This is a genomic window from Rhodococcus sp. NPDC076796, from assembly GCF_040702765.1.
Lineage (GTDB): Bacteria > Actinomycetota > Actinomycetes > Mycobacteriales > Mycobacteriaceae > Rhodococcoides.
The window spans coordinates 73,526-98,286 of sequence record NZ_JBFBMS010000008.1; the positions used below are offsets into that span (position 1 = coordinate 73,526).

Consider the following 24,761-nt stretch of genomic DNA (forward strand, 5'->3'; position numbering starts at 1 on the left):
GAAGAAGAATTGCTGGTGCTCACCGGTCCAGTGTGCCCCAACGGCGGACCGCCGCCGCGCTCGGGTCAGCGTGCAGGCTTGGGGCACGACGGATGCGTTCCCGCCGTCACCAGGTCCGAGACGGCCGTGCGCGGATCACCTGCGGTGACCAAGCCCTCGCCGACGAGTACCGCGTCGGCACCGGCACCGGCGTAGGCGAGCAGATCTGCAGTGCCACGCACCCCGGACTCCGCGATACGAATGATCTCGCTGGGCAACCCGGGCGCGATGCGGCCGAAGCTGTCACGATCGATCTCGAGTGTCTTCAGATTGCGGGCGTTGATACCGATGACGCTGGCACCGGCCTCGAGGGCACGGTCCGCCTCGGCCTCGGTGTGCACCTCGACCAGCGCCGTCATACCCAGCGACTCGGTGCGGTCGAGCAACGACGTCAACGCGTCCTGCTCGAGCGCCGCGACGATCAGCAGGATCACGTCTGCACCGTGCGCCCGAGCCTCGTGAATTTGGTACGGACCGACAATGAAGTCCTTGCGCAGCACTGGAATTGAGACGGCGGCACGGACCGCGTCGAGGTCTGCGAGAGACCCGTGGAACCGACGCTCCTCGGTGAGAACGCTGATGATGCGAGCGCCGCCCTGCTCGTAGGCGCGGGCCAGAACGGCCGGATCACCGATGTCTGCCAGCGCGCCCTTGGACGGGCTCGCCCGCTTCACTTCGGCGATGACGCCGATGCCGTCCTCACGGAGGGCTGCTGCCGCGTCGAGGGGGCCCGGGGCTGCCTTCGCTGCTGCTTTCACGGCGGCGAAATCGACCACCGATTCACGCGCGGCCACGTCGGCTCGTACACCGTCGAGAATCGAGTCGAGAACGGTCATGGTGCCCCCAGTCCTTTCTGAGCGTCGACGTCCGATGTGAGGAATCTCATCGGGGTCGGATCTAGCGTAGAGGTCCGTTTCAATCCGACGAACGCCGGGTACCGGACTCGTCGGTAGGGTCCTCACCGGCGTCGAGCGCGTCCCACATCATGCGTTCGGTGAGGTCCTCTCCCTCGTCCTGCACACCGGCACCGGATGCCGTGGTGCGCGCACGTCGAGCGACCTCGTCGCGTCGCACCGCCGGGGCGTCGTACTTGGACGAGAGTACTTGCGGGGCAAACGTTTTCCGAATCGACACCACGGCAGCAGCGAAGGCGCAGACTGCACCGACGAGGGTGACGATCGCCGGCAGAACCGAGACGTCCGTCATCGACACCTGGGCGCGTGCCGGAAGCTCCGCCAGCGCCGCGGACTCCGAATCGGATGCCCCGGCAGTGAGCAATCGAACCGCCGGAATCGCGGCCGCCACGGCCACCACGGCGATCAACAGGGCCAGCACCCGAGAGGCCCACCCGCGCACGGCGAACGACGCGGCGATCGCCGCCACGAGCACCAGCGCGAGCGGCGTCGTGGCAGCAGCCCAGGTGCTACCGAGAAGCTCGTCGGTACGGCTCTCTCCGAGGCCGTCGAACGACGTCACCCGAACCCACGTCATTCTCGACGCGCCCCACAGGCACGCCGCGGCAACGACCAGAAGGGCGACGGGTAGAGCCGCCGACCCGCGGCGACCGGATCGCTCGGTCATCGGCCGCCGACCTCACGGAGCGATTCCGCAGCGGCGACGGCTCCCAGCACCGCCATCGCCTTGTTCCGCGCCTCGTCGTCCTCGTATTCCGCAACCGAGTCGGCCACGACCCCTGCCCCGGCCTGAACGTAGGCGGTGCCGTCCTTGATCAGGGCGGTGCGAATCGAGATGGCGGTATCGGCGTCCCCCGCGAAATCGAGGTAGCCGACGATGCCGCCGTAGATGCCGCGTCGCGTCGGCTCCAGCTCGTCGATCAGTTCCATCGCGCGCACCTTCGGCGCCCCGGACAGGGTGCCTGCCGGGAAGCAGGCCTTGACCGCGTCGAGGGCGCGTTTGCCTTCGGCCAACCGGCCGGTGACCGTCGACACCAGGTGCATGACGTGGCTGTATCGCTCGATGTGGCGGTAGTCGCTCACTCTTACGGTGCCGGGAGCGCAGACGCGTCCGAGATCGTTGCGGCCCAGATCGACGAGCATCAGGTGCTCGGCGTTCTCCTTCTCGTCGGCCAGCAGATCCTTCTCGAGCAGCACGTCCTCTTCCTCGGACGTGCCGCGCCAACGCGTGCCCGCGATGGGATGCGTGGTGGCGAGACCGTCGACCACCGTCACCAATGCCTCGGGGCTCGATCCGACGATGGAGAAGGCCGTCTCGTCGTTCTCCCCCGGTACGTGCATCAGATACATGTACGGGCTGGGATTGGAAGCTCGCAGCATCCGGTAGACGTCGAGGGGTGACGCATCGGTGTCCATCTCGAAACGCTGTGAGAGCACCACCTGGAACGCCTCACCTGCTTCGATCTCCTCCACCAGGCGAGCGACGTCGGCCCCGAAGCCCTCGGACGTGCGCTGTCGGCGGAACTGCGGCGCGGGCCTGGACACGGTGGACACGGTGGAGTCGGCGGGCTTCGACAGGTCCGCGCACATACGGTCCAGACGCCGCACGGCGTCGTCGTACGCCTCGTCGACGTGCTCGTCGGTGCCGTTCCAGTTCACCGCGTTCGCGATCAGGGTGATCGCGCCCTCGTGATGGTCGACGGCCGCAAGATCGGTCGCGAGCAGCATGACCAGCTCCGGCACACCGAGGTCGTCCTGCGCATGCTCGGGCAGCTTCTCGATGCGCCGCACCGAGTCGTATCCGAGGTAGCCGACCATGCCGCCGGTCAACGGGGGCAGACCGGGCAGCCGCTCCGAATGCAACAGCTCCAGGGTCCGCGCCAGCACTTCGAGAGGATCACCGCCGCTCGGCACCCCCGCGGGGACGTTGCCGCGCCACGCGGCCTCACCGTCGATGACCGTGAGCGACGCCGGAGCGCCTGCCCCGATGAACGACCACCTCGACCACGAACTGCCGTTCTGTGCGGACTCGAGCAAGAAGGTTCCGGGTCGGTCGGCACCGAGCTTGCGGTACGCCGACAGAGGAGTCTCGGAGTCGGCGAGCACCTTTCGCGTCACGGGCACCACGCGGTGCTCTGCGGCGAGATGCCGGAACACCTCACGCGAGGTGGTCGAGTCCGAGTTCTCGGTGTCGGGAGTGGGGCTGGGATCGGTGGTCGTCTCGCCGTGCATGCCACCATCCTCCCAGGTTCGGCACGAGCGTCGGCGCTCGCGGTAACCTGCCGAGCATGAAACCAGGCGAGCTCGTTCCCGATTTTTCCCTGCCGGACCAGACCGGAGAGACCCGAACGCTGACCGATTTGCTGGCGAACGGTCCGATAGTGCTGTTCTTCTACCCTGCTGCGTTCACCCCGGGTTGCACCGCCGAGGCCTGCCACTTCCGGGACCTGGCATCGGAGTTCGCCGAGGTCGGAGCAACCCGCGTCGGCATCAGTGCCGATGCCGTCGCGAAGCAGGCAGAGTTCGCCGCCGCCAAGTCCTTCGACTACCCGCTGCTCTCCGACGAGGACGGCACCGTCGCCACCGCGTTCGGCGTCAAGCGCGGTCTGCTGGCCAAGCTCTCCCCGGTCAAGCGCGCCACATTCGTCATCGGCACCGACCGGAAGGTCCTCGAGACCTTCTCGAGCGAAGTACGGTTCGAAGCCCATGCGGACAAGGCTCTGGAGTATCTGCGGGCACATCGCACGTAGAGCAGTGACCGACGCGATGCCTCGGGTGGGGGGACCCTCGAGGCATCATGTGCAGGCAACAACTAACTTGATCGAGAGGTTCCCCGCGATGGATACGTCGGCCACACCGCAGGAGGCGACACCGGAGGATTCGGTGGATCCCCGCTGGCTCACCGAGAGCCAACAGCAGGCGTGGCGATCACTCGTCGCTCTGGTCACTCGGTTGCCTGCAGCTCTGGACGCGCAGCTGCAACGCGACGCGCAGCTGACTCACTTCGATTACTTCGTCCTCGCGGTGGTCAGTGAGAATCCGCAGCGCCGCATCCAGCTCCGGGACCTGGCCGAGTACGCCAACGCGTCACTCTCGCGTCTGTCACACGTGGTCACCAAGCTGGAGAAAGCCGGGTGGGTCAGACGCGAGAGCATCCCGGGCAGCCGGGGATCCTACGCGGTGCTGACCGACGCCGGAATGGACAAGGTCGTCGGATCGGCACCGGGTCACGTCGCCACCGTGCAGGCGCTGATCTTCGACGGTCTGTCCGACTCCGAGGTCGGCGAGCTCGCCACCCTGAGCTCGACTCTATTGGCGCAGTTGGACAAGGGAATAGCAGCGGGAACCGGTCACGCCTGAGTGTCGGGGCCCAACAGGACGTCGGCATCGAAGCAGGTGTGCGCGCCGGTGTGGCACGCCGCGCCGGTCTGATCGACGACGAGGAGCACCGTGTCGCCGTCGCAATCGAGCCGAACCTCGTGCACGTACTGCGTGTGACCCGACGTCTCACCCTTGACCCAGTACTGCTGCCTGGACCTCGAATAGTAAGTGCCCTTGCGGGTTTCGAGGGTTCGAGAGAGCGCCTCGTCGTCCATCCAGGCGACCATGAGTACCTGACCGGTCGACCGTTCCTGCACGACGGCGCTGAACAGTCCGGCTTCGTTGCGCTTGAGCCGCGCGGACAGACTCGGGTCGAGTGTCATCGGAAATCCTCTTCGTTATCGAACGACGATGTGCTCGGCGCGCATCGCGTCCTTGACCTGGCCGATGGTGAGATCGCCGAAGTGGAAGACGCTCGCGGCAAGAACCGCGTCCGCTCCGGCGTGCACTGCCGGCGAAAAGTGTTCCACCGCACCCGCTCCGCCGCTGGCGATCACCGGCACGTGCACCGCGGACCGGACGGCGGCGATCATCGGCAGATCGAATCCGGCCTTCGTTCCGTCGGCGTCCATCGAATTGAGCAGGATCTCCCCGACGCCCAGTTCTGCACCACGAACCGCCCATTCGACGGCGTCGATGCCGGTGCCACGTTTGCCGCCGTGAGTAGTGACCTCCCAGCCCGACGGGGTGTCCTGCTGCCCCTGAGGGACGGTGCGTGCGTCGACCGACAGCACGATGCACTGTGAGCCGAACCGTTCGCTGAGCTCGCGGAGCAACTCCGGTCGGGCGATCGCAGCGGTGTTGACACTGACCTTGTCCGCCCCGGCTCGCAACAGTCGATCGACGTCGGCGACGGTGCGCACTCCCCCGCCGACGGTGAGCGGGATGAACACCTGCTCGGCGGTCCGGCTGACGACGTCGAGCATCGTGCCTCTGTCCGACGTCGACGCGGTGACGTCGAGGAAGGTCAATTCGTCCGCCCCCTGCGCGTCGTAGGCGGCCGCGAGCTCCACGGGATCGCCTGCGTCGCGGAGGTTTTCGAAGTTGACTCCCTTGACGACGCGTCCGGCGTCGACGTCCAGGCACGGAATCACTCTGACCGCGACGCTCATCGCACCGGTCCTTCCAGATAGTCGACGGGATCACCTAGTTCGGTGATCACCTTCAGCAGTTCGTCGTGCACTCCTGGTCCGGCTGCGAGGACCGACGCGGAGTCGACCGTCCAGGGTTCGCCCGCGAGGTCGGTGACGATTCCGCCTGCCGCACGTACCAGCAGCGCACCGGCTGCATTGTCCCAGGCACGATGACCGAAGACCACCGCGCCGCCGAGAACTCCGCTGGCGGTGTAGGCCAGATCGACTCCGGTGGCACCGTGCATCCGCAGTCGCGAGGAGTGCATCGACAATTCTTCGAGAATGCGGAATCGGAACCGACCCGGCAGCGAACCGCGGCTGGCGACGTTGAACGCACCGAACCCGATCATGGATTCGCGCAACGGTTTCGGCTGCAGCGCCGGAAGGGCGACGCCGTTGAGCAACAGGGGTCCGCCTGCCACAGCGGCGAAACGCTGATCCACCAACGGCAGCCAGGTGAGCCCGAGGACCGGCTCGCCATCGTCGAGCAACGCCAACAACGTTCCGGCCGAAGGCAATCCCGACGAGTAGTTGAAGGTGCCGTCGATCGGGTCCAGCACCCAGACGAGTCCCGAGTTCAGATCCGGTCCCCCGAACTCCTCACCGTGAACGGCGATTCCGGTGGACTCGTGCAATTCCGCACTCAGCCGACGCTCGAGTTCCAGGTCCACTGCAGTGGCGAAGTCGTCGGGGCCCTTCTGCACTGCGCTCGGTGCGCCGACGCCGGCGACGAACCGATCGTGGATGCCGTCGAGCAAACCACCGGCGATCTCGAGCAGACGGGTCGGTTCCTCGGGAAGGGTCATTCCTGGGTTACCGAGACACCGCAGCGAGGGCGTCCGGGAGCGTGAAACGTCCGGCGTACAGGGCTTTTCCGACGATGGAACCTTCCACACCGCGGTCGACCAGTCCGGCGATCGCTTCCAGGTCTGCAATCGTGGACACGCCGCCCGATGCGATGACCGGCTTGTCGGTCTTGGCGCACACGTCGGCGAGCAGTTCCAGGTTGGGTCCGGTCAACGTGCCGTCCTTGGTGACGTCGGTGACGACGTAGCGCGAGCACCCGTCGCGCTCGAGCCGCCCCAGAACCTCCCACAGATCGCCGCCGTCGCTCACCCAGCCGCGACCGCGCAACCGCGGTGCTCCGTCGACGATCAACACGTCGAGGCCGACGGCGACGCGATCGCCGAACTCACCGATCGCGCGGGAGCACCACTGCGGATCCTCGAGGGCTGCGGTGCCGAGATTGACTCGCGCGCAACCGGTCGCCAACGCTGCGCGCAGCGACTCGTCGTCACGAATTCCGCCCGACAGCTCCACCTTGACGTCGAGCTCACCGACGACCGACGCCAGGAGCTCGCGGTTGGAGCCGCGTCCGAACGCAGCGTCGAGATCCACGAGATGGACCCACTCGGCACCGTCGTTCTGCCACGCGAGTGCGGCGTCGCGAGGCGACCCGTACTTCGTTTCGCTTCCTGCTTCTCCTTGAACGAGACGGACAGCTTCGCCGCCTGCGACATCGACAGCAGGCAATAAGACCAGGCTCACGTGCGGTTATGCTACGGGCCGAGCGGCCGTGAACTCAAAACGGGTCGCCTGTGGTCCTACCGGAGTTCCTTGCGCGTCATGCGGGTGGACACCACACCCATGGCCGCGATCGCGCCGACCACACCGGCCAACGCGATGACCAGACCCACCCCGGGGCCCGGCTGCAGCACCGCGATCAGTGCCGTCGCGAGGGCCAGCACGGCCACCGCCGCACCGAGGGCTCGAAAGGCCAAGCGCCCGAGTGAGAACTCACGGTCGCTCACACCGATCGGACCCAGTTCTCCAGCAGCGCGGCCCCGGCGTCACCGGACTTCTCCGGGTGGAACTGGGTGGCCGAGAGCGCGCCGTTCTCTACCGCCGCGAGGAACCGTCCGCCGTGATCGGCCCATGTGAGCAACGGGGCTGCGATGGTGTCGCTGGGTTCGAGCTCCCACTGCTGCGCGGCGTAGGAGTGGACGAAGTAGAACCGGGTCTCGGGATCGATGCCGTCGAACAGCACGCTCTTCTCCGGTGCCTCAACGGTGTTCCACCCCATGTGAGGCAGCACCTCGGCCTGCAAACGCTCGACCGTTCCCGGCCACTCCCCACACCCGTCCGCTTCGACACCGAACTCGACCCCGCGGTCGAAGAGGATCTGCATTCCGACACAGATGCCCAGCACGGGGCGTCCGCCGGCCAGACGCCGCCCGATGATGCGTTCGCCCTTCACCGCCAGCAGGCCCTCCATGCAGGCGGCGAATGCACCGACACCGGGAACGACCAGCGCTTCTGCATTCAAGGCCTCGTCGAAGTCCGAGGTCACGGTCACATCGGCACCGACCCGGGCCAGAGCCCGCTTCGCCGAGTGCAGATTGCCCGAGCCGTAATCGAGCAACACCACAGAAGTCATGCGGCAAGTCTATCGGGGCGTGGTCTCGCGACGAGCGCCACCGCCGCGACGACGACCACCGTGGCAGCGGCTGCGGTGAATCCCGCGGTGTAACCCACACTCGTCGCCAGGACACCGAGGGCGAGTGCGCCCGCCCCGGTACCCGCGTCGAAGCTGATGTTCCAGACGGCGCTCGCACTGCTGTAGCGGGCGGGACCGGCTGCGTCGAATGCCATCACGAGACTGTCGTTCTGGCATGCGCCGTACCCGATTCCGAACAGGACTGCTGCGACGAAGAACAGCGCCGCGGGCATGCCGCCGAGCGCGGCGATCGCGAACAGAGCGATACCGATCGCCGCCGACACCAGCGCCGGAAACACCGAGCGTCCGATTCCGATTCGGTCCGCCACCGACCCCGCGGCGTAACGCCCGACGAGCATCGAGGCACTGACGACGGCCAGTGCGAGTCCGATCATCGCGGCTCGATTCGATTCGGCGATCGGCAACAGACTGGTGATTCCCCCGTACGCCGCGGACACCGAGGCCACGACAAGACACGGCACCAGAAATTGGCGTTTGTCTAGGCGAACTCGCTCGATCCTGGGCGGCTGCGGGGCGGGCCGGGTGGGCGGCAACAGCGCCACGCCGATCAGGCCTGCTGCGGGAACCAGAGCACCGAGTACGAACACGGCCGTCGGACTCGCCGCGAAAATCACCAGACCCAGTGGCAGCGTGACCATCTGAGCCAAGGCGACAGCGATCCCCTGCGCGCCCGTGGCCCGGCCGAGCAGCGCTGTCGGAGCGAGTTCGGCGACAATGGCGGCACCGGCGACCGTCAACATTCCGAAACCGGTGCCCCGCAGCGCGGACACCGCCAGCGCCGGTACGGCCTCGACGGAGACGATGAACAGCAGCGCGGGCAACCCGAGGAGCAGACACCCGGCGGCCAGAACCGCGCGGTGGCCGACTCGCCTCAGCATGCTCGGCACGAACAGCTGAGTGATCACCGTCGTGGCCATGAAGATCGCGGTGCTGGCCGCTGCCACCGCGTCCGATGCCCCCGACTGGGACACCGCGAGGGGAACCACCGGGAGCAGCAGTCCCCAGCCGCCGAACGAGGCCGCGCCCATGGCCATCGCGGCCGGAAGACCACGGATGGAGCTCAGGCCACTCAACGCACGAGCGCCGATCGACCGATCACAGACTTCCCTTGGTGGACAGCACACCGGTCACGCGAGGGTCGTACTCGGTGGCCTGACGCAGTGCCCGAGCCACTGCCTTGAACTCGGCTTCGGTGATGTGATGCTGATCGCGGCCGTAGATCACCCGGACGTGCAGTGCGATCCGTGCGTTGGACGCCAGCGTCTCGAACACGTGCTTGTTGATCACCGTGGAGTACGGAACGCCGGGGTAGCCGCCGATGACGGAGTGCACCATGTAGTCGGGCTCACCGGTGTGCACGCAGTACGGACGACCGGACACGTCGACGGCCGCGTGCACGAGCGTTTCGTCCATCGGAATGAACGAATCGCCGAACCGGGTGATGCCCGCCTTGTCACCGAGGGCCTGACCGAGCGCCTGGCCGAGCACGATCGCGGTGTCCTCGACGGTGTGGTGCGCCTCGATCTCGATGTCGCCCTTCGCGCGCACTGTCAGGTCGAAGCGAGCGTGGGTACCGAGCGCGGTGAGCATGTGGTCGTAGAACGGAACGCCGGTGGAAATGTCGACGATTCCGGTGCCGTCGAGATTCAACTCGACCGAGATGTCGGATTCCTTGGTGGTGCGCTCGATCTTGGCGATGCGGGGAGCGGGTGTGGTCACTTCGATGCCTCTGCTGTTTCGGTCGATGCGAGTGCTGCGCTGACGGTGAGGAATCGGTCGTTCTCGTGTGCCAGTCCGATGGTGACGCGTAGATAGCCGGGAATTCCGACGTCCCGGATGAGCACGCCGTCGTCCAGGTATCGCTGCCACGTCGCGGCCGCATCGGAGAACCGGCCGAAGAGCAGGAAGTTGGCGTCGGACGGCACCACGTCGTAACCCTGGCGGCCGAGGGCCGCTGCCACTCGATCTCGTTCGGCGGAGAGTTCGGCCACGCTCCCGAGAGTGTCCGAAGCGTGCCGCAGCGCCGCCCGCGCAGCTGCCTGCGTGACGACCGAGAGGTGATAGGGCAAGCGCACCAACAACATTGCGTCGACGACGGCCGGGGCAGCCACCAGATATCCCAACCGACCGCCGGCGAACGCGAACGCCTTGCTCATGGTTCGGCTGACCACGATCTTGCTGGGGTAGCTCTCGATCAACCCGATCGCGCTGGGTGCCGAGGAGAATTCCGCGTAGGCCTCGTCGACCACCACGATTCCCGGTGCAGCGTCGAGGATTCGGCGCAGGTCCGCCTCGTCGATGCTGTGGCCCGTCGGATTGTTGGGGCTGGTGACGAACACGACGTCGGGTTTACGTTCTTCGATGGCACCGACGGCGTAGTCGACGTCCAGAGAGAAATCTGCCCGACGCTTCGCCGGAAGCCATTCGGTCTGCGTCCCGGACGAAATGATGGGGTGCATCGAGTACGACGGCACGAAGCCCAGCGCGGTGCGAGCCGGTCCCCCGAAGGCCTGCAGCAGTTGCTGCAGAATCTCGTTGGAGCCGTTGGCCGCCCACACATTGGCGGTGTCGACGGCGAAGCCGGTCTGCTCGGTGAGGTAGCGCGCGAGGTCGGCCCGCAGCGCGTCGGCATCGCGATCCGGGTAGCGGTGCAGCTGCCCGGCGGCGACGCGAACGGAGTCCGCCACATCGTCGATCAACGCCTGCGTCGGCGGGTGCGGATTCTCGTTGGTGTTCAACTGAACCGGCACGGTTAGCTGCGGCGCACCGTACGGCGACTTGCCGATCAGGGCCTCGCGCAGCGGGAGGTCGTCCAGCGAGACCGACTGTCCCAACGCATCACTCATGACGCGTCACCGGTACGTAACCCTTCGAACCGCAGCCGCACCGCTTCGCCGTGGGCCGGCAGATCCTCGGCATTGGCCAGTGCAATCACGTGCGCTGCAACGTCTTTCAGCGCAGCTTTGCTGTAGTCCACCACATGGATGCCGCGCAGGAACGTCTGCACACTCAGGCCGGACGAGTGCCGAGCGCATCCTGCCGTCGGCAGTACGTGGTTGGAACCGGCGCAGTAGTCACCGAGGCTCACCGGCGACCACGCTCCGACGAACACGGCACCGGCGCTGCGCACCCGGGATGCGACGTCGGACGCGTCCTTCGTCTGGATCTCGAGGTGCTCGGCGGCGTAGGCGTTGACCACGGCCAATCCCTGCGTGACGTCGTCGACCAACACGATGCCGGACTGGCTACCGTTCAGTGCGGTGGCCACGCGCTCGGCATGCCTGGTGGACGCCATCTGTGCGTTGACGGCCTGGTCCACGGCATCGGCCAGTTCGATGCTGTCGGTGACCAACACGCTGGCTGCCATGACGTCGTGCTCGGCCTGGCTGATGAGGTCCGCTGCCACGTGAACGGGGTCCGCGGTGGCGTCGGCGAGAATCGCGATCTCGGTGGGCCCTGCCTCGGAGTCGATTCCGATGAGCGATCGACACAGGCGCTTGGCAGCTGTGACATAGATATTGCCGGGACCGGTGATCAGATCGACCGGAGCCAACTCGCCGCCGTCGGTGTCGACGCCGCCGTAGGTGAGGAGCGCAACACCCTGACCGCCGCCGACGGCCCAGACCTCGTCGACGCCGAGCAGCTGCGCCGCAGCCAGGATCGTCGGGTGCGGCAATCCGCCGAAGTTCTTCTGCGGCGGCGAGGCCACCACCAGGGATCCGACACCGGCGATCTGCGCGGGCACCACGTTCATCACGACCGACGACGGATACACGGCGTTGCCGCCGGGCACGTACAGGCCGACGCGATCGACGGGGATCCAGCGTTCGGTCACGGTGCCGCCGAGTACCACCTGGGTGGTGTGGTCTTTTCTGCGCTGATCGGAGTGCACCAGGCGCGTACGTTCGATGGCGACCTCGAGGGCGGCCCGAACATCGGAATCGAGCTCTGCGAGTGCCTTGACCAGTTCTTCCTGCGGGACGCGAACGCGGTCCGGCCGGACGCCGTCGAACTTCTCACTGAACTCGAGCGCAGCCTCGGTGCCGCGTTCGCGGACGGCGTCGACGACGGGGCGAACCTGATGCAGCACCGAATCGACATCCACTCCGCCTCGGGGAAGTGCGCCGCGTAGTTCGGCGGTGGATGGAGTTCGTCCGCGTAGATCGACGCGGGCGAGCTCGATGCGGGCAGGCATAGTGGGCCCCTTCGTGAAGTCGGTTCGGTGCCGGGGTTCGGTCGTAACAGTGTGGTTCGAACACCCAGGATAGTTCCACCGAATTCGGCTCAGCCCCGCACGTCCCACAGATGATGGATGGGGTCGTGAATGTAGTAGGCGGCCAGTGATTCGACGGAGAAGTTCGACCCGTCGCTACGCCGACCGGTCCGATGCCGATCCTCCGGCGGTACAGCGGCGAAATCGTCGGCCAGGGTGCGCGCGGCGTCACCGAGTTCCGTTGCGACTGTCGCGGGATTCTGTGCGTTGTAGTTTTCGGCCAGCGCGGTGGCGTCCTGATCCCAGTTCGCGAACTCGGGATCGTCCTCGGTCAACACCAGCGCCAGACGGGTGCGGAAGATGCGGTGCGCGTCACGTACGTGAGCGGCGTACTCGAGCGCAGACCATGTCGAGTCGTCGGGACGCAGTGCTACGTCGTCGCGCCGCAGCACCGCCTCCCAACGCTCGACGTCGGCGCGGATCAGGTCCGGGATGTCGTCGTAGTCGACGGCACTCGAGTCGAACCCGCAGTCCGGGCACGCTCGCTCGAGTACCCAGGTCCAGTTCTTGGTGTCGGGATCGATCGGCATGCCGGTCAGAATAGATTCAGGTCAGGCGTAGCGGGCAGCCAGGTTGTGCAGCGTGCTCTTTATGCCCTGCGCGTTCTTCTGCGGCATCTTGAACAGTTCGAGCACCTTGGGGACCTTGGCGGTGCCGTACTTGAAGCTCTCGGTGACCGTGGTCAGCCCCGGCTGCTTCTCCTCGAACTCCCAGCGCCAGCTGTGGCCCATCGGGTGCTGCCACTCGACGACCTTGTGCTTGTCGGCGTCAACGAACTCGGTGACCGTGCTGGTGATCTTGTACGGCACGCCGTACTGCTTCATGCCGACGGAGAATTTCGCACCGGTGCTGAGGCGATCGGGACCGCGAACGGTGTCCTTGACCGTGCCGGACCCATCGAGCTCACCGTGCCGGGTGGGATCGGCCACGATGTCGAACAGCTCCGACGCCGGTGCCCGCACCTCGGTCTGACGGGTGACTTGCTGCGGGCCTGTATCGATCGTTCTGATGTCTGCCATCTTCACGGCCTACCCCACAGCGCCTTGTTCGACACACCTGGTCGAGACGAATAGGAATTGACGGCCGTAGTTCAATGAACGCATGTCCTGGTCAGTGTGGCTCGCCTTCCTCGGCGCGAGCATCGTCATCAGTCTCTCCCCCGGCGCCGGTGCCATTGCGTCGATGTCCACCGGGCTCCGCTACGGCCTGCGCCGCGGATACTGGAACATCTTCGGGCTGCAGATCGGTCTGCTGATTCAGATCGGCATCGTCGCGGTCGGACTGGGAGCCGTTCTGGCGAACTCTGCACTGGCCTTCACCGCCATCAAGTGGTTCGGCGTTGCCTACCTCGTCTACCTCGGCGTTCGGCAGTGGCGGGCAGCCCCGGCCGACGTCGCCGACGCCCCGGCAGTGGCCGACCGTGGCACGACGATGCTCGCCCGCGGCTTCCTCGTCAATGCCAGCAACCCGAAAGCCGTCGTCTTCATGGTTGCGGTGCTCCCCCAGTTCCTCGATCCGACGCGACCTCTCGTCGTTCAGTACCTGGTGATCGCCGCGACGATGGTGGCGGTCGACATGCTCGTGATGACGGGGTACACCTCGCTGGCCTCGCGGGTGCTGCGCTTGATGAAATCGCAGCGCCAGCAGAAGACGATGAACCGCACGTTCGCCGGGCTGTTCTTTGCCGCGGCAACGTTCTTGGCGACCGTTCGGCGCGTGACTCCGTGAGGAAGTACCGCGTGATCATGAAAAATGCCCTCGGCGGCGATCCGATTCCACTGGGACTGTTCGACACTCTTCTCGAGGCCAACACCTGGATCCAGGACGTCGGCAAGCGTGACGAGCACGAACTGGGGACCTATACGGTCGAAGTAGTCGACGAGTGAGTGGACGGTGTCCGTGTTCGAGTGGTGACACGTTCGACGCCTGTTGTGCGCCGTATCTGCTCGGTGTGGCGAACGCGCCGACGGCGGAGAAGCTGATGCGATCGCGATTCACCGCGTTCGCCGTCGCAGACGTGGACTATCTCCGCGCATCGTGGCATCCCGACACTGCACCGGCCGAACTGGAGTTGGACCCCGATCAGCGGTGGTATCGACTCGACATTCTCGCAACCGAGGCCGGTGGCTTGTTCGACGACGCGGGAACCGTCGAGTTCAAGGCCCGGTACAAGCATCCCGACGGGGCGGGCTCGATGAGTGAGGTGAGCCGCTTCGTCCGAGTGGACGGCCGGTGGCTCTACCTCGACGGGATCGTCTCGCGCTAGAGGTTGCGCAGCTTTGTCGGACGGTTGCCCGAGGTACGACGCGCTTCCTGCTTCTCCTTGATGCGTTCGGCATCCTTGCGCACCTGAACCTGGGTGCGACGCTCGCGAACGAGCCACTGGGGCGGGCTGGCGACGAGTTCGTCGATCGCCTCGCTGGTCAGCGCTTCGGTGACACCGCCACGGGCCAGCCCTGCGATGGATACGCCCAGCTTCTTCGCGATGACGTCGCGCGGGAAGGGTCCGTTGGTCTGCAGGTCGGTCAACCACTGCGGCGGATCGCTGCGCAGTGCGTCCAGGTCGGACCGGCTGATCATCGAGTTCTGGAATTCTTCGGGTGCTGCGGGAAGGTAGATGCCGAGCTTGTTCGCCGCGGTCAATGGCTTCATGGTCTGCTGCTTGTTCTCCGGGCTCACCGGACCAGCTTATCCGGCCGTCGGCGCTCTCGACGCCACCGTCCCTCACTGCCCTCCTCGTCCCATAGGCTCGACACTGTGAACATCGATGTGCAGACACTGCGCTGGTACGCGGCGGTAGCGCAGCAACTGCATTTCGCGCGCGCTGCTCAGTCGCTGGGAATCTCGCGAATCCGCTTGAGCAAGACGGTCGTGGAACTCGAGGAACAGCTCGGCGTCGACCTGTTCGTACCGGGCGCCTCCCCCACCGAACTCACTGCCGACGGCCGCGATCTGCTCGAGCGGGCGCTGGTCGAGATCGCCGAGGACGATCGGCTCTCGGAACTCGCGCAGGTTGCTGCTGCCGAGCCGACGACGTTCACCATCGGATACGCCGACGGTGTGACGCTCACGAAGTGGACGCGTATCTGGGCGGATCGTTTTCCGGACGTCACGCTGTCCGTGGTGGCGACAACGCCCGAGACACAAGGGTCGGCCCTGCACGACGGCACAGTCGATGTGAGCTTCGTTCGACCGCCGATCGACCGCGATGGCCTCAACGCAATCGGTCTGTATCAAGAAGTGCAGGTCGTGGTGGTCCCGAAAGACCACGCGGTCGCCGCATTCGATTCGGTCACCGCAACCGATCTCGCCGACGAGCATCTGCTCGCCGAACCAGCGACGGTGCCCGAATGGGCAGCGGTGGCAACCGAACTCGTGGTCGGCAATAGACCGGAACTGCCGCCGATGAATTCCGTTGCAGAGACGTTCGAGTACGTGGCCGCCGGGCTGGGCGTGGCGATCGTGCCGCACTCGGTCGCCCGATTCAACGCCCGTAAGGACCTCGTCTACCGCCCCGTGACCGACGTCGAGCAGTCGCAGATTGCACTGGCCTGGGTCGCCGAACGCGAGGACGACCGCATCGAGGAATTCATCGGCATCGTCCGCGGCCGCTCGACCCGCAGCTCACGCGGACCGTCGGACGAAACACCGGTCAAGAAGAAGAAAGCGCACCCCTCGAAACCTGCTCGCCCCGTTGCCAAGACGAAGACGAACGCCCGACGCAGCGGCAAGCGTCGCTGACGTCTGCATCTCGCGCCGCCCCGAATCCATGAGAACGTGTGTTCGAGAGTGTGTCGGTGGGTCGCGGTAGATTCTGTTCATGCTTTCGGGGGACGGCGGATCAGGGGTGGACGGGATCGATACGGTGCCGCCCACCCCTGAGGTGTCCGATCCGAAGTTGTCGATGTTGGTCGACCGGGTCGAGTCCGCGGTGGCGGAGTTGGCGGAACAGGCGTCGGTGTCGTGGACGAATGCGGATCGGCGTGCGGTGATCCAACGGATGGAGATGCTGACCCGATCCCTGTCGGCGTACTTGTACACCTGGCTCAACGAACTCATCGGTCAGCACGGCCTCGATGTGTATCCGGGGTCGGTGCCGTCGTCGGTGGCATGGATGCTGCGGATCACCCCACGAGCAGCGGGTGCACGAGTGCGTCTGGCGGCGGAGTTGGGTGACCGGACCGCGTTCTCGGGTGAAGTCCTGCCGCCGTTGCTGCCGCGAACTGCCGAAGCACTGCGGTCGGGGTTGCTCGATGCCAAGCATGTGCAGATGATCCGCGAATTCTTCAGACATCTCCCCTCGAGTGTCGATCCGCAAACCCGCGATCTCGCCGAACAGCAATTGGTGACAGATGCGAAGAAGTTCCGGCCCGACGACTTCGCGCCGGTCGTCGCGCATTTGGACTCGATCCTCAACCCCGACGGCGACCACGACGACGATGACGAAGACGAGGACGGAAAGCCGAGGCCACGGAAGCGGAGGGATGCGTTCTTCTACCTCGGTGAGCAGGGTGCCGACGGTATGTCGGAAGGAAAGTTCTGCGTCGACCCCGAACTACGCGCCTACCTCGAAGCCCTGTTCTCCAAAGCCGCGAAACCTGGCGTCAACAACCCCGCGGACCCGACGTCCGTCGTCCATGACGAGACCGACAGCACTTCCGGCGGCAAGGACAGCACGACCCCTGGTGCCGAGAGTGACGGTGCGCGTCCCGATCCTGCAGTAGCTGAACCGGATTCGCCTCCATCGGGTGGTGTCTGCGATACCGAGACCCCACCGCACCGACAGCCGGACGACGGTCCGACGAGCGATGCGGGACTGTGGGGCGACGGTCCATGCGACGGTGACGGCTCGTCCGGCGACGGCATCGACTGCAGTTGCGGCACAGGGCCCGACGACACAGCCGAACCCGACGACACAGCCGATGCCGATACAGACGGCGGCGGCGACGAAGCGCTGGGTAAGGCTGCAGCACGCGGCACTGCCGCCGCGCGGGATATCCGCACCCAACGCGAACGCCATCACGACGCCCTGAAACTGGCGCTCCGGCAGACACTCGCCTCCGGCACCCTCGGCACACATCGAGGCCTGCCCGTCACCGCTATCGTCACCATGACACTGAAAGATCTCGAAGCTGGCTGCGGTTACGCGATGACCGGCACCGGCTCCCGCGTCTCGATTCGCGACGCAATCCGCATGGCCTCCCACGCCCACCACTACCTGACGATCTTCGACGACCACGGCAGGGCGTTGTACCTCGGCCGCTCGAAACGCATCGCCTCCGCCGATCAACGCATCGTGCTCATCGCCCGCGACCGTGGCTGCAGCTTCCCCTCCTGCACCCGCCCGGCAACGTGGTGCCAAGCCCATCACGTCACCGACTGGGTCGACGGCGGCTACACCGACATCGACGGATTGACCTTCGGCTGCGACATACACCACGCACTCGTCGGCACCGGACCAGGAAAGTGGGCGACCACCAAAACCGGAGCAGGACATCGCTATCCGGGTCGCACCCTGTGGCATCCACCCACCGGAATGGACCCACGCAGGCGCGGGCTGATCAATCACGCACACCACCCCGAGGAAGTGCTGTACCCACCCGACCAGCCCGACGAAACCGGTTACGAAGAACCACGACAACCCGCCTGACGACCCACACAAGCGTCAGGGCACAGCCCTGCCTACACGCGCGTAGGGATCTTTCAGCGAACCGGGTGACGCTTTCGATTGTGAGTCAGAACAGCTGTTCCGAGTCCCACTGACATCAACAGAAGCGGTGCGGCGATGACAAGGGAAGCGTCGATGGCCAGAAACAGAATGGGTAACTGAAAGGAGCCGGGAGCACTAGAGGCCCAGGCCCCGCAGTCGATCGATCTCACGCCGATCGCGCTTGGTGGGCCTGCCCGCCCCTCGATCACGCCTCGGTACGGAGGCCAGAACTTCTTTCGGTGGCGGCGGCGGACTGCGATCGATCAAGCACTCGGGAACGACCGCTGCGCCGACACGTTTGGTGATGGCCCGCACCACGACGACGATCTTCTCCACCCCGTCGGCCCGCAGCCTGATCTCGTCGTCGGGGCCGATGCGATGCCCGGGTTTGGCGGGAGTTCCGTTGACGCGGACGTGTCCGCCGCGGCAGGCAGCAGCCGCAGCAGACCGCGTCTTGAACAACCGAACCGCCCAGATCCAACTGTCGAGGCGGACACTCTGTACTTCCATTTTCGAAAGCATTCCTCACATTGCGAGGCTCGACTACATGTCCAGGCCGAGATCGAGCACTGTCACCGAGTGTGTCAGACCGCCCACCGCGAGGAAGTCGACCCCCGTGCGCGCGTAGTCCCGAGCCACGTCGACGGTCAGGCCGCCCGAGGATTCCAGCTTCGTCTGCGGCGCGTGGGTGTCGCGACGTTGCACTGCCATCTGCGTCTGCCACAGCGGAAAATTGTCCAGCAGAACCAGTTCTACGTTCTCGCCGAGCACCTGGTCGAGTTGCTCTAGGCTGTCGACCTCGACCTCGCACGCGATGTCGGGAGCCGCAGCCCGCACCGCGTTCAAGGCAGCGACGACCGAACCTGCAGCCGCCACGTGATTGTCCTTGATGAGCGCGGCATCGCCCAGACCCATCCGATGATTGACGCCGCCGCCGGCCCGAACGGCGTACTTCTGCAGTGAACGCAACCCCGGCAACGTCTTTCGACTGTCCCGGATCTTGCACTCGGTGTCGGCGACCTCGGCAACCCAGCCGGCCGTCGCGGTGGCGATCCCCGAAAGGTGACAGACGATGTTGAGCATCGTGCGTTCGGCAGTGAGCAAACCCCGAGTCGGGGCCTCGACCGTGAGAACGGCCTGTCCCGGTTCGACCTCGGATCCGTCCTCGATGCGGTGCACGACGGAGTACTGGTCGGCTCCGATCACCTCGTCGAGAACCAGGAGGCCGACGTCGATCCCGGCGATCGTGCCGTACTGACGCGAGACCACCGATGCCGTGGCGACGGCATCGGTGGGAACCGTTGCCAGCGTGGTGATGTCGGGTCCGTACCGCAGGTCCTCGTCGAGCGCGGTCCTGATCAGTGCGAGTACCTCGGCGCGATCGACGCCCGGGTTCACCTCGTTCGGGGTGTCGGTCATGTCAGTGCGCTCCCGTCATCACATCGTCGTTCACTATCGTCAACTGCCCGCCCTGATCTCGTTCGACGAACAGACTCCGGCGTTGCGCCGGATCACTCTCCGTGACATCGCGTCGGGTATGACACCCTCGGCTCTCGCGGCGCTCGGACGCGGCCAGCACGATCACCTCTGCCGCAGCGGTCAACGCTGCATCCTCGACCGCGCGCGCATCGACCGGTGGTTCCGATACCACGCCGTGCGCCAGAATACGTTGCGCTGCAGCAAGACCCGTTGCATCTCGTACGACGCCGACCTGGGCGGTCATGGTGCGCTGCAGCACCGCGCGGTCGATACGGCGATACGTGGGCAATGCGACATCCGAAATGCTGCCGGTGCGTCCCACCCGTTCGGCAGCCACGTAGGCCGCACGCTCGCCGACGACGAGACCCTCGAGCAGACTGTTCGACGCCAATCTGTTGGCACCGTGCAGCCCGGTGCGCGCCACTTCGCCCGCGGCGAGCAAGCCGGGAACCGAGGTGCGTCCGGACGTGTCCGTCGCCACGCCCCCGCACGAATAGTGCGCTGCAGGTGCCACCGGAATCAGGTCGGTCGCCGGATCGATGCCGGCGCCAAGGCACGAGGCGGTCACGGTCGGGAACCGTTCGTGGACGCGTTCGACCGTGCGGGCGTCCAGCAGCACGTGGTCGTCACCGCTGACGTGCAGCAGTTCGGCGATGGCGCGCGAGACCACGTCGCGTGGCGCGAGGTCACCGAGCGGGTGCACTCCCGCCATGAAGGGCCTGCCTGCGACATCGAGAAGCCGAGCTCCCTCTCCTCGCACTGCCTCGCTGATCAACGGGCGGCGGCCCGTGGACCCGGCGGCGAACAGCACCGTCGGATGGAACTGCACGAATTCCAGATCCGCGATCCGGGCACCGGCGTCGAGTGCGAGCGCAATACCGTCGGCCGTCGCGCCGGGTGGGTTGGTGCTGCACGAAAAGAGTTGTCCCAGTCCACCGGTGGCGAGCAGCACCGTCGGGCAATGAACGACGCCGACGCCGCGAGGCCCGCGCACGAGTAGACCGACCACCTCGCCGTCGGTGGTCAGCACCCGCAGCGCGGTCGTGTCGAACTGCACCGTGGGCACGGACGCGTCCAGCGTGCGCTGCACCTCGGCCCCGGTGGCGTCTCCCCCGGCGTGAACGATGCGAGAAACGCTGTGGCCGCCCTCGCGGGTCCTCGCTACCGCGCCGTCGGCCGCCAGGTCGAACCGTGCGCCCGCAGCTTCGAGCGAGGTGATCGCCGCGCGTCCGCCGGCGACGATGGAGCGCACCGTGTCCTCATCGCACAAACCGGCACCGGCAACGCAGGTGTCGGCCACATGCGATTCGATCGAATCCTCGAGTTCGGGACCGACGACAGCGATCCCGCCCTGGGCGTACTGCGTCGCCGTGTCGGTGGACTGCCCCTTGCTGACGGTCATCACCCGCAGGCCACGAGCCGCCGCGGTGCGGGCCGCGGTCAGTCCGGCAATTCCGCCGCCGACGACGACGAGATCGGCCGCAGTTTCCCATGCGACCGATGGATTCACTCGCCGCCGCCCGGGGTGCCGATCTCGATCATCCGCTGCACCGACTTGCTCGCGATGTGTGCGGTCTCGAGGTCGACGTGCACCTCGTCGCGCCCCTCGACGAGGCAGCGCAGCAAGGCAGCGGGGGTGATCATCTTCATGTAGCCGCACGATGCGCGGTCGTTGACGGCGAGGAAGTCCACCTCGGGTGCCGCCATCCGCAGCTGATGCAGCATGCCGATCTCGGTGGCGACCAGAACCTGCTTGGACGCGGTGGTGCGGGCAGCGTCGAGCATGCCGCCGGTGGAGAGGATCTTGACCTTGTCCGCTGGTACGAATCCCTCGCCTGCGAGGTACAGAGCCGATGTGGCGCAGCCGCATTCGGGGTGCACGTACAGCTCTGCATCGGGGTGGGTGCGAGACTTCTCGGCCAACTCGTCGCCGTTGATACCGGCGTGCACGTGGCATTCTCCGGCCCAGATGTGCAGGTTCTCGCGCCCGGTGACGCGCTTGACGTGCGCGCCGAGGAACTGATCGGGCAGGAACAGGATGTCGCGGCCCGGATCGATCGACTCGACCACCTCGACGGCGTTCGAGGAGGTGCAGCAGATATCGGTCAGCGCTTTGATCTCGGCCGTGGTGTTGACGTACGAGACGACGACGGCCTCGGGGAAATCTGCCTTCCATTCGCGGAGTTGCTCGGCGGTGATGGAATCTGCGAGGGAGCAGCCGGCGCGCTGGTCCGGGATGAGGATTGTCTTCTGCGGGCTCAGGATCTTGGCCGTCTCGGCCATGAAGTGCACTCCGCAGAACACGATGGTGTCCTCGGATACCTCGGCTGCCATCCGCGAGAGCGCGAGGGAGTCGCCGACATGATCAGCGACATCCTGGATCGCAGGCAGTTGGTAGTTGTGTGCGAGCAGCGTCGCACCGCGCAGATCGGCGAGCCGTCGGACCTCGGCGGCCCATTCCGGTGTTGCCTCGACTCCCCCGTAGCCACCTGCTCCGTCGACGATGTCGCGAACTCCGGCGAATGCCGAGTCGAGGATGTTCACCCGGGTAGCGCTGCTGGTCATGACGGTTCTCCTTCACCGATCATCCGGTCGTCGGTGACCGAATTTCCTCCGAGGGAGTTTTCGACCTATGATCGAAAACATGATTCATCGTAGCACCGTCCACGAAGTACTCATTGCGGTGTTCCAAGTTCGAGCCTTTTCCGACCCCGACGCCCCGGAACTGGCGGTGCTGCTGTGGCAGCGCGCTCTCGACCCGGAGGCCGGCACCTGGTCGCTGCCCGGTGGCACCCTGCGTGGCGACGAGAATCTCGCCACGTCCGCGCGCCGTCAGCTCGCCGAGAAGGTCGACGTGCGCTCGGTGGCGCACCTCGAGCAGTTGTCCGTCTTCAGCGAACCCGAACGCGTACCCGGCGACCGACGGATCGCGTCGACCTTCCTCGGCCTGGTGCCGATCTCGACAGAACCGACACTGCCTGCGGACACGATGTGGCACCCGGTCTCGGCACTGCCCGACATGTCGTTCGATCACGGAACCGTCGTCGCGCACGCGAGACATCGACTGGTCGCGAAACTCTCGTACACCAACATCGGATTCGCACTCGCACCGGTCGATTTCGCGATCTCGTCGCTGCGCGAGATCTACGGTGCCGCACTCGGATATCAGGTCGATGCCACCAACCTGCAGCGCGTACTGAGCCGGCGTGGTGTCATCGAACCCACCGGGCGGCGCGCACCGTCGGGCAAGGCAGGTGGCCGACCGCCTGCGCTGTTCCGTTTTGCCGACAACAGCATTCGAGTCACCGACGAGTTCGCCGCATTGCGCCCGCCGCAGACGTGAACGGCTTAGGTCAGTCGGCCCGATTCGAGTCGAACGACGGTGGCGGCGGGAAGAACTCGGAATCGAGGTCGTCCGGTTCGGGTTCGGTGTGTTGCAGATTGTCGTTCGGATTCATCGCCGCCAGCAGCAGGATCACCAGCGATGCCGTCAGCGCCTGAACGATCAGCACCAGCGGAGTCTCGATACTCGGCGCAATGGTGACGATCGACCCGACTGGAGGATCGGTGGCCTTCGGAAACCGTAGAGCAGCAATCCCGTTGCCTACCAGGGTCGCAGCGACCGAGCCGGCGAGAGCGCCGACGAAGACGGCACCGAACAGCCGCGGACCTCGCTCCGACCTCCACAGCCAAAACCCGATCGGGAGGACGAGACCGAGGGCCAAGGACACGAACGAGAACAGCGCGAGGCCGTCGAAGCGGTGCAGACTTTCCCCGGTCAGGGCCGCCCCGCGGTCCTGCGCCACCACGAGCAGCTGCTGCGCCGGTGCCAACAACCCCCACAGCATCCCGCCCAGGGCCGACACTGCCACCGAGATTCCGACAACCACCGACAGCACACGAACGGTGCTGCTACGCGGTAGGACTTCGAGATCTTCCGACATGACCACCTAGCGCCTAACCGTCGCGGCCGAGTCGACGAGGCCGTGGCGCGAGCACAACGACGTCCACCCGTCGGGGACGATCTGCACCACCATGCGGCGGCCACATTCGGCGCAGAACCGCGGCGGCTCCAACCCGAGCCGGACGGCGACCGACAACGAATCCGTGCCCACCTCGGCTCCTGCTTCGACAGGCCGACCGGTGTGCGGGTCGTAATGGGTCTCGCTCGTCATTCGACCCACCCTAATACGCCCATCAGATAGTCGAGTTGAGCGCTTTGATCGGCATCTGCAGCTCGCCGAGAAGATCGAGATCCTGTTCTGCCGGACGACCGAGCGTCGTCAGGTAGTTGCCGACGATGACCGCATTGATACCGCCCAGAATGCCCTGCTTGGCACCCAGATCACCGAGGGTGATCTCGCGGCCGCCGGCGAATCTCAGAATGGTGCGCGGCAGAGCGAGACGAAACGCCGCGACGGCGCGCAGAGCATCGGATGCCGGCAGCACATCGAGGTCTCCGAACGGGGTTCCCGGTCGGGGGTTGAGGAAGTTCAGGGGCACCTCGTCGGGTTCGAGAGCGGTGAGATCGGCTGCGAACTCGGCCCGCTGCTCGAGCGTCTCCCCCATGCCGAGAATTCCGCCGCAGCACACCTCCATGCCTGCCTCGCGCACCATCCGCAGGGTGTTCCACCGCTCCTCCCAGGTATGGGTGGTCACCACGTTCGGAAAGTACGAGCGAGAGGTCTCGAGATTGTGGTTGTAGCGATGCACACCCATCGCCGCGAGCTGATCAACCTGCTCCTGATCGAGCATGCCCAACGAGCAGGCGATATCGATCTCGACCTCGTTTCGAATGGCTTCGATACCCGCGGCGACCTGCGCGAGCAGCCGAGCGTCGGGTCCGCGTACCGCGGCGACGATGCAGAATTCGGTCGCTCCGGTCTTCGCGGTCTGCTTCGCCGCTTCCACCAGCGACGGGATGTCGAGCCATGCAGCACGAACCGGGGAAGCGAAAAGCCCGGACTGCGAACAGAAGTGACAGTCCTCGGGACACCCGCCGGTCTTGAGGCTGACGATTCCTTCCACCTCGACCTCGGGCCCGCACCACTTCATCCGCACCTCGTGAGCCAACAGCATCGTCTCCTCGAGACGGTCGTCACCGAGCTCGAGAACCTCGAGAACCTGAGATCGATCGAGCGCGATGCCGTCGCCGAGCACCTGTGTACGCGCCGTGTGCAAAATGTCCATTCCGGGTCCCCTCGTAGTCGAACGGCATCGCCATTGAACACCGTTCAAGTTGAACGGTGTTCACGTTAGGCACCACGCTCGGCTACTGTCAAAGCGACGAGGCGTCGAACGACTTGGGGGAAGT

At 66.0% G+C, this 24,761-nt stretch carries 31 protein-coding genes; 8 read left to right on the forward strand and 23 right to left on the reverse strand.

The window, feature by feature from the left end; translation table 11 throughout:
• Window positions 1-65: 65 nt before the first annotated feature.
• From trpC to AB0366_RS21140, 3 genes are all read right to left on the reverse strand, one after another.
• A complete protein-coding gene (gene trpC, locus AB0366_RS21130; RefSeq protein WP_366245658.1) occupies window positions 66-875 on the reverse strand; it encodes an indole-3-glycerol phosphate synthase TrpC in 810 nt (269 codons plus the stop codon).
• A 79-nt stretch (window positions 876-954) separates the two neighbouring features.
• Window positions 955-1,620: a TIGR02234 family membrane protein gene (locus AB0366_RS21135; RefSeq protein ID WP_366245659.1), complete on the reverse strand. Its 666-nt coding sequence runs from the start codon at window positions 1,618-1,620 to the stop codon at window positions 955-957.
• A complete protein-coding gene (locus AB0366_RS21140) occupies window positions 1,617-3,185 on the reverse strand; it encodes an anthranilate synthase component I (RefSeq protein ID WP_366245660.1) in 1,569 nt (522 codons plus the stop codon). Before AB0366_RS21140 ends, AB0366_RS21135 begins: the two co-directional genes overlap by 4 nt.
• Before the next feature lie 56 nt (window positions 3,186-3,241).
• Between AB0366_RS21140 and AB0366_RS21145 the strand changes: the two genes are divergently transcribed.
• Both AB0366_RS21145 and AB0366_RS21150 read left to right on the forward strand, forming a co-directional pair.
• Window positions 3,242-3,703: a peroxiredoxin gene (locus AB0366_RS21145; RefSeq protein WP_366245662.1), complete on the forward strand. Its 462-nt coding sequence runs from the start codon at window positions 3,242-3,244 to the stop codon at window positions 3,701-3,703.
• Window positions 3,704-3,791: 88 nt separating this feature from the next.
• On the forward strand, window positions 3,792-4,313 hold the full coding sequence (locus AB0366_RS21150) for a MarR family transcriptional regulator (RefSeq protein WP_366245663.1): 522 nt from the start codon (window positions 3,792-3,794) through the stop codon (window positions 4,311-4,313).
• Here AB0366_RS21150 and hisI read toward each other — a convergent pair.
• The 12 genes from hisI to AB0366_RS21210 form a co-directional block, all read right to left on the reverse strand.
• Entirely contained in the window at window positions 4,304-4,657 is a 354-nt protein-coding gene (gene hisI / locus AB0366_RS21155) for a phosphoribosyl-AMP cyclohydrolase (protein ID WP_121869670.1), read from the reverse strand. The two genes, AB0366_RS21150 and hisI, sit on opposite strands and share 10 nt — an antisense overlap.
• 15 nt (window positions 4,658-4,672) lie before the next feature.
• Window positions 4,673-5,446 carry an imidazole glycerol phosphate synthase subunit HisF gene (gene hisF / locus AB0366_RS21160; RefSeq protein ID WP_121869669.1) on the reverse strand — a complete coding sequence of 258 codons (774 nt, stop codon included), beginning with the start codon at window positions 5,444-5,446 and terminating at the stop codon, window positions 4,673-4,675.
• Window positions 5,443-6,273, reverse strand: coding sequence for an inositol monophosphatase family protein (locus AB0366_RS21165; protein WP_366245665.1), 831 nt, complete (start codon window positions 6,271-6,273; stop codon window positions 5,443-5,445). Before AB0366_RS21165 ends, hisF begins: the two co-directional genes overlap by 4 nt.
• 7 nt (window positions 6,274-6,280) lie before the next feature.
• Window positions 6,281-7,015 (reverse strand): bifunctional 1-(5-phosphoribosyl)-5-((5-phosphoribosylamino)methylideneamino)imidazole-4-carboxamide isomerase/phosphoribosylanthranilate isomerase PriA, encoded by a 735-nt coding sequence (priA, locus tag AB0366_RS21170; RefSeq protein ID WP_366245666.1) that lies wholly within the window; start codon window positions 7,013-7,015, stop codon window positions 6,281-6,283.
• Window positions 7,016-7,071: 56 nt separating this feature from the next.
• Window positions 7,072-7,278, reverse strand: coding sequence for a hypothetical protein (locus AB0366_RS21175; RefSeq protein WP_366245668.1), 207 nt, complete (start codon window positions 7,276-7,278; stop codon window positions 7,072-7,074).
• Window positions 7,275-7,904, reverse strand: coding sequence for an imidazole glycerol phosphate synthase subunit HisH (gene hisH / locus AB0366_RS21180; RefSeq protein ID WP_094612626.1), 630 nt, complete (start codon window positions 7,902-7,904; stop codon window positions 7,275-7,277). Before hisH ends, AB0366_RS21175 begins: the two co-directional genes overlap by 4 nt.
• Entirely contained in the window at window positions 7,901-9,019 is a 1,119-nt protein-coding gene (locus AB0366_RS21185; RefSeq protein ID WP_366245766.1) for an MFS transporter, read from the reverse strand. The genes hisH and AB0366_RS21185 overlap by 4 nt, the downstream gene beginning before the upstream one ends.
• A gap of 61 nt (window positions 9,020-9,080) precedes the next feature.
• A complete protein-coding gene (gene hisB / locus AB0366_RS21190; RefSeq protein ID WP_032394340.1) occupies window positions 9,081-9,704 on the reverse strand; it encodes an imidazoleglycerol-phosphate dehydratase HisB in 624 nt (207 codons plus the stop codon).
• Complete coding sequence (locus AB0366_RS21195) at window positions 9,701-10,831, reverse strand: histidinol-phosphate transaminase (RefSeq protein ID WP_366245669.1); 1,131 nt, start codon at window positions 10,829-10,831, stop codon at window positions 9,701-9,703. Before AB0366_RS21195 ends, hisB begins: the two co-directional genes overlap by 4 nt.
• A complete protein-coding gene (gene hisD, locus AB0366_RS21200; RefSeq protein ID WP_366245670.1) occupies window positions 10,828-12,180 on the reverse strand; it encodes a histidinol dehydrogenase in 1,353 nt (450 codons plus the stop codon). The genes AB0366_RS21195 and hisD overlap by 4 nt, the downstream gene beginning before the upstream one ends.
• Window positions 12,181-12,269: 89 nt before the next feature.
• Window positions 12,270-12,788 (reverse strand): DinB family protein, encoded by a 519-nt coding sequence (locus tag AB0366_RS21205; protein ID WP_366245672.1) that lies wholly within the window; start codon window positions 12,786-12,788, stop codon window positions 12,270-12,272.
• Window positions 12,789-12,809: 21 nt separating this feature from the next.
• Window positions 12,810-13,277, reverse strand: coding sequence for an SRPBCC family protein (locus AB0366_RS21210; RefSeq protein WP_121872365.1), 468 nt, complete (start codon window positions 13,275-13,277; stop codon window positions 12,810-12,812).
• An 82-nt stretch (window positions 13,278-13,359) separates the two neighbouring features.
• Between AB0366_RS21210 and rhtB the strand changes: the two genes are divergently transcribed.
• Genes rhtB through AB0366_RS21225 form a run of 3 tightly spaced genes read left to right on the forward strand, consistent with a single transcriptional unit; the run spans window position 13,360 to window position 14,524 of the window.
• Window positions 13,360-13,986, forward strand: a complete 627-nt coding sequence (gene rhtB / locus AB0366_RS21215; protein WP_366245673.1) for a homoserine/homoserine lactone efflux protein — start codon at window positions 13,360-13,362, stop codon at window positions 13,984-13,986.
• An 11-nt stretch (window positions 13,987-13,997) separates the two neighbouring features.
• Window positions 13,998-14,144 carry a hypothetical protein gene (locus AB0366_RS21220; protein ID WP_155292933.1) on the forward strand — a complete coding sequence of 49 codons (147 nt, stop codon included), beginning with the start codon at window positions 13,998-14,000 and terminating at the stop codon, window positions 14,142-14,144.
• Window positions 14,141-14,524, forward strand: coding sequence for a YchJ family protein (locus AB0366_RS21225; protein WP_366245674.1), 384 nt, complete (start codon window positions 14,141-14,143; stop codon window positions 14,522-14,524). Before AB0366_RS21220 ends, AB0366_RS21225 begins: the two co-directional genes overlap by 4 nt.
• On the opposite strand, the gene AB0366_RS21230 is transcribed toward AB0366_RS21225, so the two are convergent.
• A complete protein-coding gene (locus AB0366_RS21230) occupies window positions 14,521-14,910 on the reverse strand; it encodes a DUF5997 family protein (protein WP_183130394.1) in 390 nt (129 codons plus the stop codon). The two genes, AB0366_RS21225 and AB0366_RS21230, sit on opposite strands and share 4 nt — an antisense overlap.
• Window positions 14,911-15,015: 105 nt before the next feature.
• Between AB0366_RS21230 and AB0366_RS21235 the strand changes: the two genes are divergently transcribed.
• Both AB0366_RS21235 and AB0366_RS21240 read left to right on the forward strand, forming a co-directional pair.
• A complete protein-coding gene (locus AB0366_RS21235) occupies window positions 15,016-15,999 on the forward strand; it encodes a LysR substrate-binding domain-containing protein (RefSeq protein ID WP_366245676.1) in 984 nt (327 codons plus the stop codon).
• 79 nt (window positions 16,000-16,078) lie between these two features.
• Window positions 16,079-17,908, forward strand: a complete 1,830-nt coding sequence (locus tag AB0366_RS21240; RefSeq protein WP_366245677.1) for a DUF222 domain-containing protein — start codon at window positions 16,079-16,081, stop codon at window positions 17,906-17,908.
• A 195-nt stretch (window positions 17,909-18,103) separates the two neighbouring features.
• On the opposite strand, the gene AB0366_RS21245 is transcribed toward AB0366_RS21240, so the two are convergent.
• Genes AB0366_RS21245 through nadA form a run of 4 tightly spaced genes read right to left on the reverse strand, consistent with a single transcriptional unit; the run spans window position 18,104 to window position 22,012 of the window.
• Window positions 18,104-18,478, reverse strand: coding sequence for an RNA-binding S4 domain-containing protein (locus AB0366_RS21245; RefSeq protein ID WP_032394350.1), 375 nt, complete (start codon window positions 18,476-18,478; stop codon window positions 18,104-18,106).
• Window positions 18,479-18,511: 33 nt separating this feature from the next.
• Complete coding sequence (gene nadC, locus AB0366_RS21250) at window positions 18,512-19,387, reverse strand: carboxylating nicotinate-nucleotide diphosphorylase (RefSeq protein WP_366245678.1); 876 nt, start codon at window positions 19,385-19,387, stop codon at window positions 18,512-18,514.
• A 1-nt stretch (window position 19,388) separates the two neighbouring features.
• Window positions 19,389-20,957 carry an L-aspartate oxidase gene (locus AB0366_RS21255; protein ID WP_366245679.1) on the reverse strand — a complete coding sequence of 523 codons (1,569 nt, stop codon included), beginning with the start codon at window positions 20,955-20,957 and terminating at the stop codon, window positions 19,389-19,391.
• On the reverse strand, window positions 20,954-22,012 hold the full coding sequence (gene nadA, locus AB0366_RS21260; protein ID WP_366245680.1) for a quinolinate synthase NadA: 1,059 nt from the start codon (window positions 22,010-22,012) through the stop codon (window positions 20,954-20,956). The genes AB0366_RS21255 and nadA overlap by 4 nt, the downstream gene beginning before the upstream one ends.
• Before the next feature lie 79 nt (window positions 22,013-22,091).
• Here nadA and AB0366_RS21265 point away from each other — a divergent pair, with 79 nt between their 5' ends.
• Window positions 22,092-22,790: an NUDIX domain-containing protein gene (locus tag AB0366_RS21265; RefSeq protein WP_121872363.1), complete on the forward strand. Its 699-nt coding sequence runs from the start codon at window positions 22,092-22,094 to the stop codon at window positions 22,788-22,790.
• A 10-nt stretch (window positions 22,791-22,800) separates the two neighbouring features.
• On the opposite strand, the gene AB0366_RS21270 is transcribed toward AB0366_RS21265, so the two are convergent.
• The 3 genes from AB0366_RS21270 to bioB are packed head-to-tail and all read right to left on the reverse strand — an operon-like array spanning window position 22,801 to window position 24,637.
• Complete coding sequence (locus AB0366_RS21270; RefSeq protein WP_366245682.1) at window positions 22,801-23,391, reverse strand: DUF2567 domain-containing protein; 591 nt, start codon at window positions 23,389-23,391, stop codon at window positions 22,801-22,803.
• 6 nt (window positions 23,392-23,397) lie between these two features.
• Window positions 23,398-23,622: a hypothetical protein gene (locus AB0366_RS21275; protein WP_366245684.1), complete on the reverse strand. Its 225-nt coding sequence runs from the start codon at window positions 23,620-23,622 to the stop codon at window positions 23,398-23,400.
• Window positions 23,623-23,644: 22 nt separating this feature from the next.
• Window positions 23,645-24,637, reverse strand: coding sequence for a biotin synthase BioB (bioB, locus tag AB0366_RS21280; RefSeq protein ID WP_366245685.1), 993 nt, complete (start codon window positions 24,635-24,637; stop codon window positions 23,645-23,647).
• Window positions 24,638-24,761: the final 124 nt, after the last annotated feature.

Excerpts from the sequence above, each read along its gene's own strand:
- trpC (WP_366245658.1), bottom strand. The coding sequence starts at position 875 with ATGACCGTTCTCGACTCGATTCTCGACGGTGTACGAGCCGACGTGGCC.
- AB0366_RS21135 (WP_366245659.1), bottom strand. The coding sequence starts at position 1,620 with ATGACCGAGCGATCCGGTCGCCGCGGGTCGGCGGCTCTACCCGTCGCC.
- AB0366_RS21140 (WP_366245660.1), bottom strand. The coding sequence starts at position 3,185 with ATGCACGGCGAGACGACCACCGATCCCAGCCCCACTCCCGACACCGAG.
- AB0366_RS21145 (WP_366245662.1), top strand. The coding sequence starts at position 3,242 with ATGAAACCAGGCGAGCTCGTTCCCGATTTTTCCCTGCCGGACCAGACC.
- AB0366_RS21150 (WP_366245663.1), top strand. The coding sequence starts at position 3,792 with ATGGATACGTCGGCCACACCGCAGGAGGCGACACCGGAGGATTCGGTG.
- hisI (WP_121869670.1), bottom strand. The coding sequence starts at position 4,657 with ATGACACTCGACCCGAGTCTGTCCGCGCGGCTCAAGCGCAACGAAGCC.
- hisF (WP_121869669.1), bottom strand. The coding sequence starts at position 5,446 with ATGAGCGTCGCGGTCAGAGTGATTCCGTGCCTGGACGTCGACGCCGGA.
- AB0366_RS21165 (WP_366245665.1), bottom strand. The coding sequence starts at position 6,273 with ATGACCCTTCCCGAGGAACCGACCCGTCTGCTCGAGATCGCCGGTGGT.
- hisH (WP_094612626.1), bottom strand. The coding sequence starts at position 7,904 with ATGACTTCTGTGGTGTTGCTCGATTACGGCTCGGGCAATCTGCACTCG.
- AB0366_RS21185 (WP_366245766.1), bottom strand. The coding sequence starts at position 9,019 with ATGGCCATGGGCGCGGCCTCGTTCGGCGGCTGGGGACTGCTGCTCCCG.
- AB0366_RS21195 (WP_366245669.1), bottom strand. The coding sequence starts at position 10,831 with ATGAGTGATGCGTTGGGACAGTCGGTCTCGCTGGACGACCTCCCGCTG.
- hisD (WP_366245670.1), bottom strand. The coding sequence starts at position 12,180 with ATGCCTGCCCGCATCGAGCTCGCCCGCGTCGATCTACGCGGACGAACT.
- AB0366_RS21205 (WP_366245672.1), bottom strand. The coding sequence starts at position 12,788 with ATGCCGATCGATCCCGACACCAAGAACTGGACCTGGGTACTCGAGCGA.
- AB0366_RS21210 (WP_121872365.1), bottom strand. The coding sequence starts at position 13,277 with ATGGCAGACATCAGAACGATCGATACAGGCCCGCAGCAAGTCACCCGT.
- rhtB (WP_366245673.1), top strand. The coding sequence starts at position 13,360 with ATGTCCTGGTCAGTGTGGCTCGCCTTCCTCGGCGCGAGCATCGTCATC.
- AB0366_RS21230 (WP_183130394.1), bottom strand. The coding sequence starts at position 14,910 with ATGAAGCCATTGACCGCGGCGAACAAGCTCGGCATCTACCTTCCCGCA.
- AB0366_RS21240 (WP_366245677.1), top strand. The coding sequence starts at position 16,079 with ATGCTTTCGGGGGACGGCGGATCAGGGGTGGACGGGATCGATACGGTG.
- AB0366_RS21245 (WP_032394350.1), bottom strand. The coding sequence starts at position 18,478 with ATGGAAGTACAGAGTGTCCGCCTCGACAGTTGGATCTGGGCGGTTCGG.
- nadC (WP_366245678.1), bottom strand. The coding sequence starts at position 19,387 with ATGACCGACACCCCGAACGAGGTGAACCCGGGCGTCGATCGCGCCGAG.
- nadA (WP_366245680.1), bottom strand. The coding sequence starts at position 22,012 with ATGACCAGCAGCGCTACCCGGGTGAACATCCTCGACTCGGCATTCGCC.
- AB0366_RS21265 (WP_121872363.1), top strand. The coding sequence starts at position 22,092 with ATGATTCATCGTAGCACCGTCCACGAAGTACTCATTGCGGTGTTCCAA.
- AB0366_RS21270 (WP_366245682.1), bottom strand. The coding sequence starts at position 23,391 with ATGTCGGAAGATCTCGAAGTCCTACCGCGTAGCAGCACCGTTCGTGTG.
- AB0366_RS21275 (WP_366245684.1), bottom strand. The coding sequence starts at position 23,622 with ATGACGAGCGAGACCCATTACGACCCGCACACCGGTCGGCCTGTCGAA.
- bioB (WP_366245685.1), bottom strand. The coding sequence starts at position 24,637 with ATGGACATTTTGCACACGGCGCGTACACAGGTGCTCGGCGACGGCATC.